The 16,218-nt window shown below is 48.8% G+C and carries 15 protein-coding genes; 13 read left to right on the forward strand and 2 right to left on the reverse strand.

Going from position 1 to position 16,218, the window contains the following annotated elements:
• Positions 1 to 27 precede the first annotated feature (27 nt).
• A complete protein-coding gene (plsY, locus tag JNC77_RS12055; RefSeq protein ID WP_374832984.1) occupies positions 28 to 612 on the forward strand; it encodes a glycerol-3-phosphate 1-O-acyltransferase PlsY in 585 nt (194 codons plus the stop codon).
• The gene (gene dprA / locus JNC77_RS12060) at positions 609 to 1,832 is read left to right on the forward strand and encodes a DNA-processing protein DprA (protein WP_374832822.1); all 1,224 of its coding nucleotides are present in this window, start codon (positions 609 to 611) and stop codon (positions 1,830 to 1,832) included. The genes plsY and dprA overlap by 4 nt, the downstream gene beginning before the upstream one ends.
• Here dprA and JNC77_RS12065 read toward each other — a convergent pair.
• Positions 1,815 to 2,021 (reverse strand): hypothetical protein, encoded by a 207-nt coding sequence (locus tag JNC77_RS12065; protein ID WP_374832824.1) that lies wholly within the window; start codon positions 2,019 to 2,021, stop codon positions 1,815 to 1,817. The two genes, dprA and JNC77_RS12065, sit on opposite strands and share 18 nt — an antisense overlap.
• Before the next feature lie 264 nt (positions 2,022 to 2,285).
• On the opposite strand from JNC77_RS12065, the gene topA reads away from it, so the two are divergent.
• The 11 genes from topA to JNC77_RS12120 all read left to right on the forward strand — a co-directional run bounded on the left by topA (position 2,286) and on the right by JNC77_RS12120 (position 15,898).
• Positions 2,286 to 4,955, forward strand: a complete 2,670-nt coding sequence (gene topA, locus JNC77_RS12070) for a type I DNA topoisomerase (RefSeq protein ID WP_374832826.1) — start codon at positions 2,286 to 2,288, stop codon at positions 4,953 to 4,955.
• Between the two features lie 3 nt (positions 4,956 to 4,958).
• Positions 4,959 to 7,346: a ribonuclease R gene (gene rnr, locus JNC77_RS12075; RefSeq protein ID WP_374832828.1), complete on the forward strand. Its 2,388-nt coding sequence runs from the start codon at positions 4,959 to 4,961 to the stop codon at positions 7,344 to 7,346.
• On the forward strand, positions 7,346 to 7,795 hold the full coding sequence (locus tag JNC77_RS12080; RefSeq protein ID WP_374832830.1) for a DUF983 domain-containing protein: 450 nt from the start codon (positions 7,346 to 7,348) through the stop codon (positions 7,793 to 7,795). The genes rnr and JNC77_RS12080 overlap by 1 nt, the downstream gene beginning before the upstream one ends.
• A 173-nt stretch (positions 7,796 to 7,968) precedes the next feature.
• Positions 7,969 to 8,745 carry an NUDIX hydrolase gene (locus JNC77_RS12085; RefSeq protein WP_374832832.1) on the forward strand — a complete coding sequence of 259 codons (777 nt, stop codon included), beginning with the start codon at positions 7,969 to 7,971 and terminating at the stop codon, positions 8,743 to 8,745.
• Between the two features lie 3 nt (positions 8,746 to 8,748).
• Positions 8,749 to 9,927 carry an MFS transporter gene (locus tag JNC77_RS12090; RefSeq protein ID WP_374832834.1) on the forward strand — a complete coding sequence of 393 codons (1,179 nt, stop codon included), beginning with the start codon at positions 8,749 to 8,751 and terminating at the stop codon, positions 9,925 to 9,927.
• Between the two features lie 101 nt (positions 9,928 to 10,028).
• Complete coding sequence (rpmG, locus tag JNC77_RS12095) at positions 10,029 to 10,196, forward strand: 50S ribosomal protein L33 (protein ID WP_184223200.1); 168 nt, start codon at positions 10,029 to 10,031, stop codon at positions 10,194 to 10,196.
• A 226-nt stretch (positions 10,197 to 10,422) separates the two neighbouring features.
• Entirely contained in the window at positions 10,423 to 10,662 is a 240-nt protein-coding gene (locus JNC77_RS12100; RefSeq protein ID WP_374832836.1) for a BolA/IbaG family iron-sulfur metabolism protein, read from the forward strand.
• A gap of 179 nt (positions 10,663 to 10,841) precedes the next feature.
• Positions 10,842 to 11,174, forward strand: a complete 333-nt coding sequence (gene grxD / locus JNC77_RS12105; RefSeq protein ID WP_374832838.1) for a Grx4 family monothiol glutaredoxin — start codon at positions 10,842 to 10,844, stop codon at positions 11,172 to 11,174.
• Positions 11,175 to 11,541: 367 nt separating this feature from the next.
• Positions 11,542 to 12,801: a multidrug effflux MFS transporter gene (locus tag JNC77_RS12110; protein ID WP_374832840.1), complete on the forward strand. Its 1,260-nt coding sequence runs from the start codon at positions 11,542 to 11,544 to the stop codon at positions 12,799 to 12,801.
• A gap of 355 nt (positions 12,802 to 13,156) precedes the next feature.
• A complete protein-coding gene (gene parE / locus JNC77_RS12115) occupies positions 13,157 to 15,286 on the forward strand; it encodes a DNA topoisomerase IV subunit B (protein WP_374832842.1) in 2,130 nt (709 codons plus the stop codon).
• Between the two features lie 183 nt (positions 15,287 to 15,469).
• Positions 15,470 to 15,898, forward strand: a complete 429-nt coding sequence (locus tag JNC77_RS12120) for an NUDIX domain-containing protein (protein ID WP_374832844.1) — start codon at positions 15,470 to 15,472, stop codon at positions 15,896 to 15,898.
• On the opposite strand, the gene JNC77_RS12125 is transcribed toward JNC77_RS12120, so the two are convergent.
• On the reverse strand, positions 15,867 to 16,187 hold the full coding sequence (locus tag JNC77_RS12125) for a 2Fe-2S iron-sulfur cluster-binding protein (RefSeq protein WP_374832846.1): 321 nt from the start codon (positions 16,185 to 16,187) through the stop codon (positions 15,867 to 15,869). The genes JNC77_RS12120 and JNC77_RS12125 overlap by 32 nt on opposite strands.
• Positions 16,188 to 16,218: the final 31 nt, after the last annotated feature.

Genomic DNA, 16,218 nt, shown 5'->3' on the forward strand with positions numbered 1-16,218 from the left:
CATAAGAATACCTCATGGGAGGCCCACATTTTTTTAATTATTGCAGCTCTTGCCCTCGGCTATTTGCTGGGCTCCATTCCTTTTGGCCTTGTGCTCACCAAGATGGCAGGGCTTGGCGATGTGCGCTCCATTGGTTCAGGCAATATTGGTGCCACCAATGTGCTGCGCACCGGTAATAAAAAACTCGCAGCCGGCACATTGATTTGTGACATGCTGAAAGGCACAGCGGCTGTATTGCTCGCCAGCTATTATGGCGCAGATTTCGCACTGGCTGCGGGTCTTGGCGCTTTTATCGGCCACACTTTTCCGGTTTGGCTGGGCTTCAAGGGTGGCAAAGGTGTTGCTACCTATTTAGGCGTGTTGATTGCCCTTGCTTGGCAGGTTGCCCTTATCTTTGCCGGTGTCTGGCTGTTGATTGCGCTTCTGACCCGTTATTCATCACTTTCGGCACTTGTGGCCTGCGTGATGGCGCCTATTGCGCTTTATTTGCAAGGTAATATCAACACGGCTATTTTAATGGCCGTTCTGACTGTGATTATTTTCATCAAACATCACGCCAATATCATCCGCCTGATTGATGGCAGTGAAAGTAAGATCGGACAAAAAAAATGAACGATCAGGCGGTTTCACCTCATGGAATACGCCTGTCCGACCAGCAAAGACTGAACTGGCTACGCCTTATCCGCAGTGAGAATATCGGCCCAGTCACATTCAGGGATCTGATTTTACACTGCGGTTCTGCCAGCAATGCGCTGGAAATGCTTCCCGAACTCAGCCGCCGCGGTGGTTCTTACCGTCGTATTCGCCTCGCCTCGCTTGAGCAGGTAACACGCGAAATGGAAGCCGTTGAACATTTGGGCGCACGCCTCATCGGCATGGGCGAACCCGATTATCCGCTTTATTTAAAAAATTGTGATGCTCCACCGCCATTAATTACGGTTCAAGGTGATTTATCGGTTTTCACCAAACCGCCTGTCGGCATTGTCGGTTCACGCAATGCCTCGATTGCGGGCGCACGTTTCACACAAAAAATCGCAGCAGAATTAGGCAAAGCAGGCTTTGCCATTATTTCCGGCCTTGCACGCGGTATTGATGCCGCCGCCCACCAATATAGCTTAAAAACCGGCACTGTTGCGGTATTGGCCGGTGGTATTGATCGTCCCTATCCGCCACAAAATATTGGCCTCTATCACGAGATTCCGGAAAATGGTGGCGCGGTTGTGAGTGAAATGCCGCTTGGCTGGGAGCCGCGTGCACAAGATTTTCCACGCCGGAACCGAATCATCTCCGCTCTTTCATCAGGATTACTTGTCGTCGAAGCCGCAAAACGTTCCGGCTCACTGATTACAGCAAGAATGGCTGGCGAAATGGGGCGGGTAGTATTTGCTGTTCCCGGCTCACCGCTTGATCCACGCGCAAGCGGCACCAATGAACTGATTAAACACGGCGCATTGCTTGTGACCGAAGCCAATGACATTATCGAAGCCTTGTCACCGCAACTGGTTAGGCAAAGTCAACAAAGCACAGACAAGCAATTTACGCACCAACCGGATCAACTGAGTTTGAAAATAGAAGAAGTGGAGCAAGACTATCAGTCGCACTCCTTGCTGAATACAACACCACATCCGGAAAAAATGACGCCTCCTGCTTCCGATAAAGACAGAGAGCAAATCTTTAATCTGTTAAGTCCTGTTCCGGTTTCCGTTGATGAGATTATCCGTCACACAGGCATAGAACCGGCACAGGTTTTTCTCATTTTGCTGGAGCTTGATCTGGCAGGTCAGCTCAGCCGATATCCCAATGGACATGTAGCTTTAATGCCCAGCATGTGAGGGTGAAATTCTAACACCCACGCTCTGATTTTCTTCTGCTTCAATCTGATCGCGGCTTTCAATTACCGCCATTTCAAGCAAGTACACAAGCACATGACAATCCGTCGACTTCGCCATTATCCGCATATCGCAAAGCATATCTTCAATAAATTGCAGAATTTCAATTTTATTAAATCGCCCATCACCCATTAACTCCCCCGCTCCGTCATTTAAAATTGCTCATCTGAAATAATTTTAAGTATGGCTCACAATATCGTATTTTCTTTTAGAGATTAAAATTGGTACTCTTGATGAGAGTGCTTATCAACAAATAAAACCAAAGGTTGTATTTTAAACAAAAATCAAGGCGCACTCTTGACCAAATGGTCTGCGCTGTTCATGTGATGGGAAACCCTCGCCATTCGGGCATGTGCGTAAAAACACTGTGGGGGACCAAGAATTTAGGCTGTTGTAATGAACGTCGTCGTTGTCGAATCGCCTGCCAAGGCTAAAACTATCAATAAATATCTGGGGTCAGACTATACGGTTCTGGCATCTTTTGGCCATGTGCGCGATTTGCCTGCCAAAGATGGTTCTGTCCGCCCTGATGAAGATTTTGAAATGTCGTGGGAAGTTGACAGTCAATCTTCCAAGCGACTTGCAGATATTATCAAAGCACTGAAAAACAGTGACAGCCTCATTCTGGCAACTGACCCTGATCGCGAAGGGGAAGCCATTTCTTGGCATGTGCTGGAAGTTTTGAATAAGAAAAAAGCAATTGGCGCCAAGCCGGTTAAACGCGTTGTCTTTAACGCGATTACCAAAAAAGCAGTATTGGATGCAATGGCTAACCCGCGTGATATCGACATGCCGCTGGTGGATGCCTATCTGGCACGCCGCGCGCTCGATTATCTCGTCGGCTTTAATCTGTCGCCGGTTTTGTGGCGTAAATTGCCGGGTGCCCGCTCGGCTGGCCGTGTGCAATCTGTGGCATTGCGCCTTGTCAGCGACCGCGAAAATGAAATCGAGCGTTTCGTTCGTGAGGAATATTGGAGCATTGCCGGCAAGCTGCAAACACCACGCAATGATGATTTTGTCGCGCGCCTCACCTCATTGGACGGCAAGCGCTTAGGCAAACTCGACATTAAAAATGAAGAACAGGCAACGGCCATCCGCACTATGCTGGATGGTGCCGAATTTAAAGCAGCTTCTGTTGAAGCAAAGCCTACAAAGCGCAATCCGGGCCCGCCATTCACCACCTCGACGCTGCAACAGGCGGCCTCCGGTCAGCTTGGCTTTAGTGCATCGCGCACCATGCAGGTAGCGCAGCGCCTTTATGAAGGTATTGATATCGGTGGCGAAACAACCGGTCTTATCACCTATATGCGTACCGATGGCGTGCAAATGGCGCCTGAAGCCATTCAAGCCGCACGTGCTGCCATTGGCAAAACCTTCAGTGATAAATATGTGCCGGAAAAGCCGCGCTATTATTCGACCAAGGCCAAAAATGCTCAGGAAGCGCACGAAGCAATCCGTCCGACGGACTTTATGCGCACACCTAAAGAAATGCGCCGCTATCTTGATGACGATCAGGCACGTCTTTATGAGCTGATCTGGAAACGCGCTATCGCTAGCCAAATGCAGTCGGCCGATATTGAGCGCACAACCGTTGATATTGAAGCCACCAATGGTTCGCGTGCTGCCATGCTACGCGCTACTGGTTCTGTCACGCGCTTTGACGGTTTCTTGGCGGCCTATATGGATCACCGCGAAGAAGAAGATGAAGACGAGGACAGCGCACGTCTGCCGGAAATCATCGCCGGTGAAAAACTGGTACGTCAAACCATTGATGCGACCCAACATTCCACCGAGCCACCGCCGCGTTATTCTGAAGCATCACTCATCAAGAAAATGGAAGAACTTGGTATTGGCCGCCCTTCCACCTATGCAGCGACACTCGCCACCTTGCGTGACCGTGAATATATTACGATTGAAAAGCGTAAACTTATTCCGGAAGCCAAAGGTCGTCTGGTAACAGCTTTCTTGGAAAACTTCTTCAAACGTTATGTGGAATATGATTTCACTGCGGATCTGGAAGAAAAGCTCGATCTGATTTCCGACGGCAAACTGCTTTGGAAAGATGTGCTGCGTGAATTCTGGACGGATTTCTCCGGCACGATTGACGGCACCAAAGAACTGCGCGTTACCAATGTGCTGGATGCGCTCAATGAAGCGCTGGCTCCAATGGCCTTCCCTGATCGGGGTGACGGCAGTGATCCGCGCAGCTGCCCCACATGTGGCGTTGGTCAGCTCTCGCTGAAGCTTGGTAAATATGGTGCATTTGTTGGTTGTTCCAACTATCCGGAATGTAAATTCACCCGCCAGTTCAACGGTGAAGAAGGGGCCGATGGCGCCAATGGTTCGAATGAGCCAAAAGTGCTGGGCCAAGATCCCGAAACACAGGAAGATATCACTGCGCGTACTGGCCGTTTTGGCCCTTATTTGCAACGTGGTGAAGGCAAAGAAGCCAAACGTGCCAGCCTGCCGAAAGGCTGGACGCTGGATACGGTGGACTATGAAAAAGCACTGGCTTTGCTTGCATTACCGCGTGATGTCGGCTTGCATCCTGAAACAGGCAAGATGATTTCTGCCGGTATTGGTCGTTATGGCCCTTATGTGATGCATGACGGTGCCTATGCCAATGTTGAAAATGTCGATGAGGTATTCACCATCGGCATCAATCGTGCTGTTTCTGTACTCGCCGACAAAGCCTCCAAAGGTGGCGGACGCACGCGCTCCACACCAGCAGCTTTGGCAATCCTTGGCGACCATCCGGATGGCGGCTCCATTACGGTGCGTGACGGACGCTATGGCCCATATGTCAACTGGGGCAAAATCAATGCCACATTGCCAAAAGGTAAAGAACCGACAACCGTCACTTTGGAAGAAGCCTTGCAGCTGATTACCGATAAAGCAGGTTCTACAAAGACAAAGGCCAAGAAGGCTCCGGCTAAAAAAGCTGCTGTAAAAGAAAAAGCACCAGCCAAAGCCAAAGCTCCGGCTAAAACAAAAGCTGCGGCCAAGCCAAAGGCTGCGGCTAAAACAACGACGAAAAAGAAAGCCGTAACGGCTGAAGAGGAATAAAAATTGGCACGTCGCTTCCCCACCAATCCCGACAAGGGTAAATCTATGCGTACAGAACGACGTGCCTCAAAAGCAAATTCGGGCCCGCATGATTCTGATCGGACTGATACCAATCTCGCTTATTTGCCGACGCGTGCAGATATTCTCAAATTCATTGAAGAAAATCCTGATCGCGCCGGCAAACGTGACATTGCCAAGGCGTTTAATCTCAAAGGCAATGCGCGTATCCATCTAAAAGATATTTTACGCGATCTCACCGATGAAGGTGAGTTGGAAAAACGTTCCAAAAAATTATCGCGTCCGGGCACCATGCCGTCCATTGCCGTGCTCGACATTACCGGTCGTGACAGTGATGGCGGCCTGATGGCGCGTCCTGCCGAGTGGCCGACAAATGGAAGTGATGATGATGAGAATAAAGCGCCGCTTGTTCTCATTCGCCGCTCCCGTGAGGATAAAGGCCCGACGGTTGGCATTGGCGACCGGATCATGGCAAAAATCTTCCGTAATTCAGATAATTCCGGCCCGCGTTTTACGGCACGTTTAATTAAGCGGCTGGAGCGCCACGAAAATTCTGTGCTTGGTGTTTTGCGCCATTCTGAAAAAGGCGGCTGGCGCATTGAACCGGTTGACAGAAAACAACCGGAAGTGCTGATCGATACAGATCAGATTAGCGAAGCGAAAGCTGGCGATCTGGTTGAAGTTGAGGTCACGCGCTCAAAACGCTTCGGCCCTGTCCGCGGCAAGGTTTCTCAGGTCGTTGGTGCTCTCGACAGTGAAAAAGCTCTGTCGATGATTGCTATCCATGCACATGATATTCCGCATGTTTTTCCGGAAAGCGTGTTGGAACAAGCCGAAAAATGCAAACCGCTGGAACTTGGCAAACGCGAAGACTGGCGCAATATTCCGCTTGTAACCATCGATCCGGCAGACGCCAAAGACCATGATGATGCAGTCTTTGCTGAGCGCGATGAAGACCCGAATAATTTAGGCGGATATATTGTCTATGTCGCCATTGCCGATGTCGCGGCCTATGTGACATCCGGTTCAGCAATGGATAAGGAAGCGCTGCACCGCGGTAATTCGGTTTATTTCCCGGACCGGGTTGTGCCGATGTTGCCGGAGCGTATCTCCAATAATCTTTGCTCTTTACGTGAAGGCGAAGACCGTCCTGCACTCGCAGTACGGATGATTTTCAGCGCTGAAGGGCGTAAAAAATCCCATACATTCCACCGCGTCATGATGCGCTCGGCGGCACATCTGGCCTATGGTCAGGCACAAGCTGCCATTGATGGCGCACCGGATGATGTGACAGCACCGCTCATGGAAAAAGTGCTCAAACCGCTGTGGGAAGCTTATTTTGTCATGAAGCGTGGCCGCGACAAGCGCGAACCGCTCGAACTTGACCTGCCGGAAAAGAAAATCCTGCTCACTTCTGAGGGCAAAGTCGACAAGGTGATTATCCCTGAGCGTCTTGATGCACATAAGCTCATCGAAGAATGCATGATTCAGGCCAATGTCTCAGCTGCCGAATCTTTGGAGCAGAAAAAACAACCACTGATTTTCCGCATCCATGATTCTCCGTCAATGGCGAAGCAGGAAGGTTTGCGCGAGTTTTTGCGCAGCCTCAATATCAGTCTTGCGCGTGGTGCAGAGCTCAGACCATCACAGTTCAACGGCATTCTTTATCAGGTCAAAGACACCGATCACGAAGAGCTCGTTAATCAAGTAGTGCTGCGCTCGCAAAGTCAGGCAGAATACAGCCCTGAAAATATCGGCCATTTTGGCTTGAATTTACATAAATATGCGCATTTCACCTCGCCAATCCGCCGTTATGCCGATCTGATCGTGCATCGCGCGCTTATCGGCTCTCTGCATTTGGGGACTGGCGGTATCACGCCTCAGGAAGAAGCCAATCTAGCAGAAATTGCCGCCGAGATTTCGATAACCGAGCGCCGTGCCATGTTGGCGGAGCGTGAAACCGTTGACCGTTTGATTGCACATCATCTGGCAGGCCAGATTGGGGATACATTTCAAGGTCGCATTTCAGGTGTCACCAAGGCCGGTCTGTTTGTGGCACTTGCGACATATGGTGCAGATGGCTTTATTCCCATTTCAACTTTAGGTTATGAATACTATTTATATGACGAAGCTAATCATTCAGTAGCGGGTGAGCGCAGCGGTAAAGGGTACCGGCTCGGCGATATTGTGGATGTGAAGCTTATCGAAGCCCTGCCGGTTGCCGGTGCACTTCGTTTTGAAATGGTTTCTGAACCGCGTCCACTACCCTCAACGACGAAATCCTATCATAAGTCAAAGAGGGCAAGTCGCATGAGCCGAGGAAAATCCGGTCCCTCAACCGCATTTTCTGGCAGCCGAAAAAGAGGTCGCTGATGAGCGCGTTACAGGTAAAAACAGTTGAAACCCCGCAGGTTTTCGGCGGTGAAAATGAACATACACAACGCCCTGCCCGTTCACTTGGTCAAGCTATGTGGCGTGGTATGCTATGCCGTTGTCCCCATTGCGGTGAAGGCAAACTCTTTCGTAAATATCTGAAATCCGTTGATGAATGCACTGTTTGCGGTGAAGATTATCGCGCCCAGCGCGCTGATGATCTGCCGGCTTACCTGACCGTTGTGATCGTTGGTCACATTGTCATTGCCGGCGCAATGATCATGGAAGCATCAACCACATGGCCGCTGCTGGTGCATCTGGCTATCTGGTCGCCACTAACGGTCATCCTCTCCCTTGCAATGCTCCAACCGATCAAAGGCTCGATCATCGGCCTGCAATGGGCACTTTATATGCACGGCTTCGGCGGTGAAGAAAAAGGGGATGCGTAAAAAAACGCTCTCCATTATAAATAAAGAATAACGATCGGCCGGCTTTTATTTCATAAGTGTCGGCCGTTTTGATAAGCATTCAAATCCTGTACCATCTGCATTGCCATGCTGTTCAATTTCAAACAAATTACATGGCGGCAGGATTTTAGGATGGTTTTAAGGGCAATTATTTCATGTCGGCGTTTCAATATAAACCGCGCGATGCAGAATCTTTTCCGCAAAAACCAGTGTCGGACAAGCCTGTTTCCAGAAAACGTCCCAAAGACGCCGCCTCGCTTTTATTGATTGACCGTTCGCAGTCAAAGCCGCGCGTGCTTATGGGGCGGCGCAATGCAAAACTGGTATTCATGCCCGGCAAATATGTCTTTCCTGGTGGCCGTACCGATCTGCAAGACGGCTCAATTTCTTCTGCCTCAGAACTACTCGAAACAGATCAAAATAAACTATTGGCAAGTATGGGATCACGTCCCTCCATGCGCCGTGCGCGCGCCTTGGGACTATGTGCGATTCGTGAAACCTTTGAAGAAACGGGCTTACGTCTCTCCACACCTGTGCGCGTTGGTGATTCCACCGTCTCGGATTATAATCATCCGGAATGGAGTGATTTTTTAAAATCCGGTGACCTCCCCCATCTCTCGAAACTTCGCTATTTTGCCCGCGCCATTACGCCGCCACATCATGTCCGCCGCTTTGATACCCGTTTTTTCATGGCTTTTCGCGACACATTACCCGATTTGCACATGCAAGAACTAAAACCGAGCGGCGAACTGGAGAATTTGAGTTGGCTAACTTTTGATCAGGCACTCAATCTTGATATTCTGGAAATTACCGAATCTATTTTAAAACATGCACAAGTACTGTTAGACGATAACCAACCGTCATTACCCGCTTCTATTCCGGTGGTGCAATATAGCCCCCGTTATGGTCGTTATCATCGCGAAGTAATCTGATTTATGACAAATCTGCCATCCTCTGACGAAGCTGTCGAGTTAAACTGGCGCTCATTGGGCGCAGCCATCGCAACAATCAGTGCCGTTGGTGCTGCAATCGGCTTAGGTATTCCGCTATTAAGCGTACTCCTTGAAAGCCGTGGCTATTCTTCTACCGTCATTGGTGCCAATACAGCCTTTGCCGGTCTTGCCTCCATTGCTGCTGCTCCTCTCGCCTCGCCCATTGCCTCCAGGCTCGGTGTAGTGCGTACCATTTTACTGATGCTGCTTGTCGGTGGTGCCGCTTTTATCGGCTTCCATTTCTTTCAAGATTTGTGGATGTGGTTTGCCCTGCGTGTCATGCTGCATTTTGCATTGACCGTTTTGTTTGTTCTCTCCGAATACTGGATAAACGCTTCCGCCCCGCCAGAAAAACGTGGATTCGTACTTGGCATTTATGCCACCTCTCTATCGATAGGTTTTGCTTTCGGCCCTTGGCTGTTTTCCAGAATAGGCAGTGGCGGTATGATGCCTTTTGCCGTCGGTTTCAGCATTATTATGCTTGCGATCATTCCGGTTATCATCGCATGGCGCGACAGTCCGGATTTTGACGAAGGCGAACATGTGCCCTTCCTGCCATTTATTTTTGCAGTACCAACCGCCACGATGGCCGTATTTGTCTTTGGTGCTGTGGAAACAGGCGGCTTTGCACTCTTTCCGGTGTTTGGTGCTAAAATAGGCTATCCTGAGAGCGATACAGCCCTGCTGCTGACAATGATCGGCCTCGGCAATGTTATGATGCAAATTCCGCTTGGCCTCGTCAGTGACCGTATTTCAGACCGGCGCAAGCTATTGCTCTTTTGTGCAATAACCGGATTGGCAGGTATGATCGGCATGCCCTTCCTGCTCGGCAATTGGTATTTACTGGCGGCTTGTCTGTTTTTATGGGGCGGTGTTGTCGCAGGACTTTATACGATCGGCCTTGCCCATCTTGGCTCGTCTCTCAAAGGACGCGAGCTTGCATCAGCCAATGCAGCCTTTGTTTTTTGCTATGCAATCGGCATGCTGGCAGGCCCGCAATTCGTCGGAATAGGCATGGATATTGTCGGCGTAAATGGTTTTCCGCTGGTTCTTGGCATCTTTTTTGCCGGATATGCCCTGATTGCAGCAATACGCTTGATGAGATTCAATAAGCGGGGTTGACATTCTTGTGTTTTTTCGTAGTGTCGCGCGGAATTTCCGCTACCGGGTGAAGTCGCCGGAATCGCTGGCGGTTTCAATTTTAAAAGAGCAGGTATAGCGAAATGGCTAAGGCTAACACGATCAAGATCAAGCTTTTGTCAACCGCAGATACGGGTTTCTTCTACGTTACCAAGAAGAACAGCCGTACAATGACGGAAAAAATGACAAAGACTAAATACGACCCAGTCGTAAGAAAACACGTTGAATTCAAGGAAACCAAGATCAAGTAATCTTGCTCCTGAAATCATTTAAAAAGCCACTCTTTCTCGAGTGGCTTTTTTTTATAAATCCCCCCCGATATTAAACATCAGCCGCGACCAAAAGAACCGCCCCGCCCATAAATGGGTGCAGGCCTTGCCTTGGCTCATGCTTATTGTCATTATCACTTCTAATTCCCATATCTGTTCGGCAAATATGCGAATTACGGTTTAATTCTTTGAATTGGCGGAGAACAACATGGCTATGGATGCTCACGAGATCGAAAAACTCATTCGCGTCGGAATACCTGACGCACAGGTGACGATCCGTGACCTTGCCGGAGATGGTGACCATTACGCTGCTGAAGTTGTTGCGGAGAGCTTCCGTGGCAAATCACGCGTACAGCAGCATCAGATGGTTTATGATGCTTTGAGTGGCAATATGGGCAATGCTCTGCACGCCCTCGCCCTGCAAACAAGCATTCCTGAAAAGGCATAAGCCTTAAAGATCATGCTAAAGCTGTAATTGCCGCAGGGTTCAAGACAATCTTGCATTGAACTTAAAAAAGTGTTTTTTACAGCTTAACAACGAACAGACCGGATCATTTAAATGATCACACCCTACAATTTAGACAGAAATTTCTGCTGATTGGGCGGGAAAAGAGAAGGACGAAGAATATGAGCGGCATCAACGAACTTATTGACAGTGAAGTAAAAAATAATGATGTCGTACTTTTTCTGAAAGGTACGCCTGGTTTCCCACAGTGCGGTTTTTCCGGACAGGTTGTGCAGATTCTGGATTACATCGGCGTTGATTACAAAGGAATCAACGTGTTGGCATCCGATGAAATGCGTCAGGGGATTAAAGAATATTCCAACTGGCCGACCATCCCTCAGCTTTATGTTAAAGGTGAATTCGTAGGTGGCTGTGATATTACCCGTGAAATGTTCCAGTCCGGCGAACTGAAAGCACTGTTTGAAGAAAAAGGCATTGCTGTTAAAGCAGCCTGATTCATATCATTCATCTTCATTGGATGTTTGAAGGTGCCGGTCTCCGGCACCTTTGCTGTTTTTGAGCCTCAGTGTTATTTGATGTAATATTGAGGCTTTCATTATCTTCACGAGTTCGTGAGCCAGCTTCTTTTTTTAAAGATACTGTCATTCATGAATGAGTTTCACTATTCAATTGATATAACCAATCATTGAAAAAAATTTTTAAAACATTATTGCTTGATTATACCGGCCAATCATAAGGCCGGGGGTCGAACGATAATTTTTGATCAACTCAAACGTATTTCACGCGCACGATACACTTGGACAATATGGTTCAGGTGCAGTCGCGGGTTGATCAGATGTATGCCGCAGACAGGAGAGTATTTTGCCAATTGATATAAAACAGGGTCACACAGGACAAGGTAACAGCATGCGCGGTCGGGGCGAATTCATTGCTCTGATTGCTGCTGTGATGGCGATCAATGCTCTGGCAATTGACATCATGCTTCCCGGTTTACAGGAAATTGGGGCAAGCCTTGGTGTCGAATCTGAAAACCATCGTCAGTTCGTTATTACTGCTTATTTGCTGGGTCTTGGCGTTTCTCAATTATTTTACGGCCCGTTGAGTGATCGCTTCGGACGTCGCATTCCGCTTTTCGTCGGAACCAGCATTTATATTGTCACCGCGCTGGCATCCGCTTTTACCACCAGTTTCTCGATGCTGATCCTTTTACGTGTATTGCAAGGTATTGGTGCCGCAGGCACGCGTGTTATCGCTGTTTCCATCGTACGCGACCTATATGGTGGCCGTCAGATGGCGGAAGTCATGTCGCTGATCATGATGGTCTTTATGATCTTGCCGGTCATTGCACCTGCAACCGGTCAATTCATCATGTTTTTTGGTGAATGGCACCTGATCTTTGTTTTCATGGCTATTTCAGCAGCTGTGGTGATGGTCTGGGTTTATTTCCGTCTTCCGGAAACATTGGCGGAAGAAAAAAGACGTTCATTATCTGGCGCAAGCCTCGCACAGTCTTTCAGCCTGGTGCTGACCAACCGTGTTGCCTTCTTTTATATGCTCGGCACCTCGTTCATTTTAGGCACGCTGTTCGGCTTTATCGGCTCCTCACAACAGATTTATGTTGGTATTTATGAGCTTGGTGAATTATTTCCACTGGCTTTCGCCGCGGTAGCAGCCACTATGGCGCTGTCTTCATTCCTGAATTCACGGTTTGTCGGTCGCTATGGTATGCGTCGTATTTCACAAACTATGCTGTTTATCTTTATTGGTTTCAGCCTGCTATGGTTTGTACTGTCATTGAGCTTTGAAGGGCCCGTGCCACTATTCCTGCTCCTGCCGCTTTACATGGTCATCATGTTCTCGTTCGGGCTAATCACGTCCAACTTTAATGCACTCGCCATGGAGCCGTTGGGTGCTGTGGCCGGAACAGCCTCCTCGGTACTGGGCTTCACCCAGACGACTTTGGGCGCGACATTGGGAGCTGTCATTGGTCAGTCCTTTGATGGCACGACTACACCCATTGCATTAGGCTTTACCATTTTGGGCGTTATCAGCTTCATCTGTATGCTGATTGCAGAACGTGGCAAACTCTTTGCTTCACAACATCAGGCACCCAAAGCATAAAAAGCATCGCTATCTATGCAAATGAAAAGTCCGTCATGACATAAAACAATCATGCCGGACTTTTATATTTTAAGAAGCAATCAAAACATCGAAATCTTTTTATCCTTTGCAGTCTGTCAATCGTGGAAAATGTCAATCTCACGTAAAACCCGTGTAAAACTTGACCTTTTGCAACGAATAATGCAGAACATAAAGCGAACCTTATTCGCTTTGTTAGAATTTGCATGGCATGATAAGAATGATTCGTAACAACGCATTGCTTGGGCTTTTGCCCATGTTAAAACGATAAATGACGACCCGTAATTGTCTGCACGTTTGATGCGGTATATTTAATAGATAGGCTGAACCAAAGCACATGGACGACAACAACGATCTTTTTTCAAGTGTTGTGAGTAAAGCCCGTGAAAGGCAAATGACATCGCAGGCTGACATCAGTGCGGTAGCCCCTGCCCCTGTGGCAGAAAAAGCCGCACCAACAATACCTGCCGTTTCTGCTGCACCTTCTGCTCCCACACCGGTTGAGTCCGTCAAGCGTGCAACATTAGCTGCCGATAATGGTGATTATAATGCCTCTGCCATCCGTGTTCTGGAAGGCTTGGAGCCGGTACGTCTGCGCCCTGGTATGTATATCGGCGGTACCGACGAAAAAGCGATGCACCATCTCTTTGCTGAAGTCATCGATAACTCGATGGACGAAGCGGTGGCTGGACATGCAAACTTTATTGAAGTCAGCCTTGATGCTGATGGTTTCTTGTCTGTCAGCGATAATGGTCGCGGTATTCCGATCGATAATCACCCGCAGGTTCCGGGAAAATCCACGCTTGAAGTCATTATGACCAAGCTGCATGCCGGCGGTAAATTCGACGGTAAAGCCTATGAAACATCCGGCGGGCTGCACGGCGTTGGTGTCTCGGTCGTCAACGCGCTTTCCGATGTGTTAGAAGTAGAAGTTGCACGTAATCGCCGCTTGTATCGCCAATGCTTCTCGCGCGGTATTCCGCAAGGCGGTTTGGAAGAACTCGGTGAAGTGCATAACCGCCGCGGCACACGCCTGCGCTTCCATCCGGATCCGGATATTTTCGGTAAAAATGCCAAATTTGACCCGACGCGCATTTATCGTATGGCGCGCTCGAAAGCCTATTTGTTCGGTGGTGTTGAAATCCGCTGGAGTTGTGACCCTTCACTTCTCGACCCGAAACAGGATACGCCTGAAAAGGCTGTCTTCCATTTCCCAGGTGGTTTGAAGGATTATTTGTCCACCACATTGGGCAAAGACTTTCAGGTCACACGCGAAATTTTTGCCGGTAAAACCGAAGCGCAAGGTCGTCATGGTGCCTTGGAATGGGCTGTCAGCTGGTATGGTGGCGATGCGTTTGTACATTCTTATTGTAACACGATCCCGACCGGTGATGGTGGTACCCATGAGGCTGGCCTTCGTATCGCTCTCACACGTGGTCTGAAAGCCTATGCCGAACTGACCAATAATAAACGTGCCTCTGTCATTACCACCGATGACGTGATGACATCAGCAGCTGCCATGCTGTCTGTTTTTATTCGCGAACCGGAATTTGTCGGCCAAACCAAAGACAAGCTTGCCACTGTTGAGGCGCAGCGTATCGTTGAAAATGCCATTCGTGATCCGTTTGATCATTGGCTGGCTGCCTCGCCGCAGGAAGCCTCCAAATTGCTCGACTGGGTGGTTGAACGTGCTGAGGAACGTCTGCGCCGCCGTCAGGAAAAAGAAGTCAACCGCAAGACGGCTGTACGCAAATTGCGGCTGCCGGGTAAACTCGCAGACTGCTCACAAAACTCTGCCAACAATGCAGAACTGTTTATTGTTGAAGGTGATTCCGCGGGCGGTTCCGCCAAACAAGCACGTAACCGCACCAATCAGGCGATCCTGCCACTGCGCGGTAAAATCCTGAACGTAGCGAGCGCCGGACGCGATAAGCTTACAGCCAACCAACAGATTGCCGATATTATTCAAGCGCTTGGCTGTGGAACACGGTCAAAATACCGCGAAGAAGATCTGCGTTATGACCGCATTATCATCATGACGGATGCTGACGTGGATGGCGCGCATATTGCTTCGCTTTTAATCACCTTCTTCTATCAGGAAATGCCGGAAATGATCAGTAACGGCCATCTCTTTCTCGCGGTGCCTCCGCTTTATCGCCTTAGCCAAGGTGGCAAAACTGCCTATGCCCGTGATGATGCACATAAGGATGAATTGCTGCGTACGCATTTCAGCGGACGTGGTAAGATTGAAATCGGCCGCTTTAAGGGCTTGGGTGAAATGCGTGCCGAGCAATTGAAAGAAACGACGATGGATCCGGCCAAACGCACACTCTTGCGTGTGGAGATTGATCACAGCACTGAAGAAGCCACCAAGGCAACGGTTGATGACCTGATGGGCACCAAGCCGGAAGCCCGCTTCCGCTTCATTCAGGAAAATGCCGAATTTGCCGACAAACTCGATATTTAGATGGTGTTTTACCGATAAGTTTTTAAGTTCCCAACGTACTGACTAGAGCATGTTTCCCAAAAGTGGGCACCGGTTTTGGGATAAAGACATGCGTAAAAACAAAACGGTAGAGCGAGCACATTGGATACGATTAAGTGAGACACGCTCTAGAAATTGATCATTCAGTTTGTAGGGAGCTTAAATGTGGCGAGAAACATTGTTAATGGTCTGCTGATACAGAATAATAAGCTTTTATTGGCACGTCGTAGTTCTCATCGTCATGCCTATGCTAATTGCTGGAGTTTTCCTGGCGGACATGTCGAAAACGGTGAAACTCAAGAACAGGCTTTGAAACGCGAACTGCGTGAAGAGTTAGGTATTGCACCGCAAAAATACAGCTTTATCTATGAGATAAAAGACCTGAACACTGCCGAAAAAGTCACTTATTATTTGTATATTATAAAGCAATGGGAGGGAAATCCGGCAATTCGAAATGACGAGCATTCCGAATTATGCTGGATCCCCTTGAATGAAGCCAATAATCTCAAAGAACTTGCTTTGGATTCCTATCTGACTGTTTTTAAATATCTGGATAATTACATCAGCCCTGACGCTCAGGCAGACGCACAATAAGGCCGTTGATTTCATCACGAACGCGGATCTGGCAGGAAAGACGCGAATTTGCCTGAACATCATAGGCAAAATCCAGCATATCCTCTTCCATTGCATCAGGTTCGCCCACAATTTCCTGCCAATTTTCATCGACATAAACATGGCAGGTCGCGCAAGCACAAGCTCCGCCGCAATCGGCATCAATACCCGGAATACCATTACGAATTGCCGCCTCCATGACACTGGAACCGTTCGGGCTTTCCACCTCGTAAGGGGTACCATCCGCAGTGATATAAGTAATTTTTGTCATTACCCGTCCTAGATTTTATAAAACTCCGGTC

Source organism: Paenochrobactrum pullorum, assembly GCF_041929845.1.
Classification (GTDB): Bacteria; Pseudomonadota; Alphaproteobacteria; order Rhizobiales; family Rhizobiaceae; genus Paenochrobactrum; species Paenochrobactrum pullorum.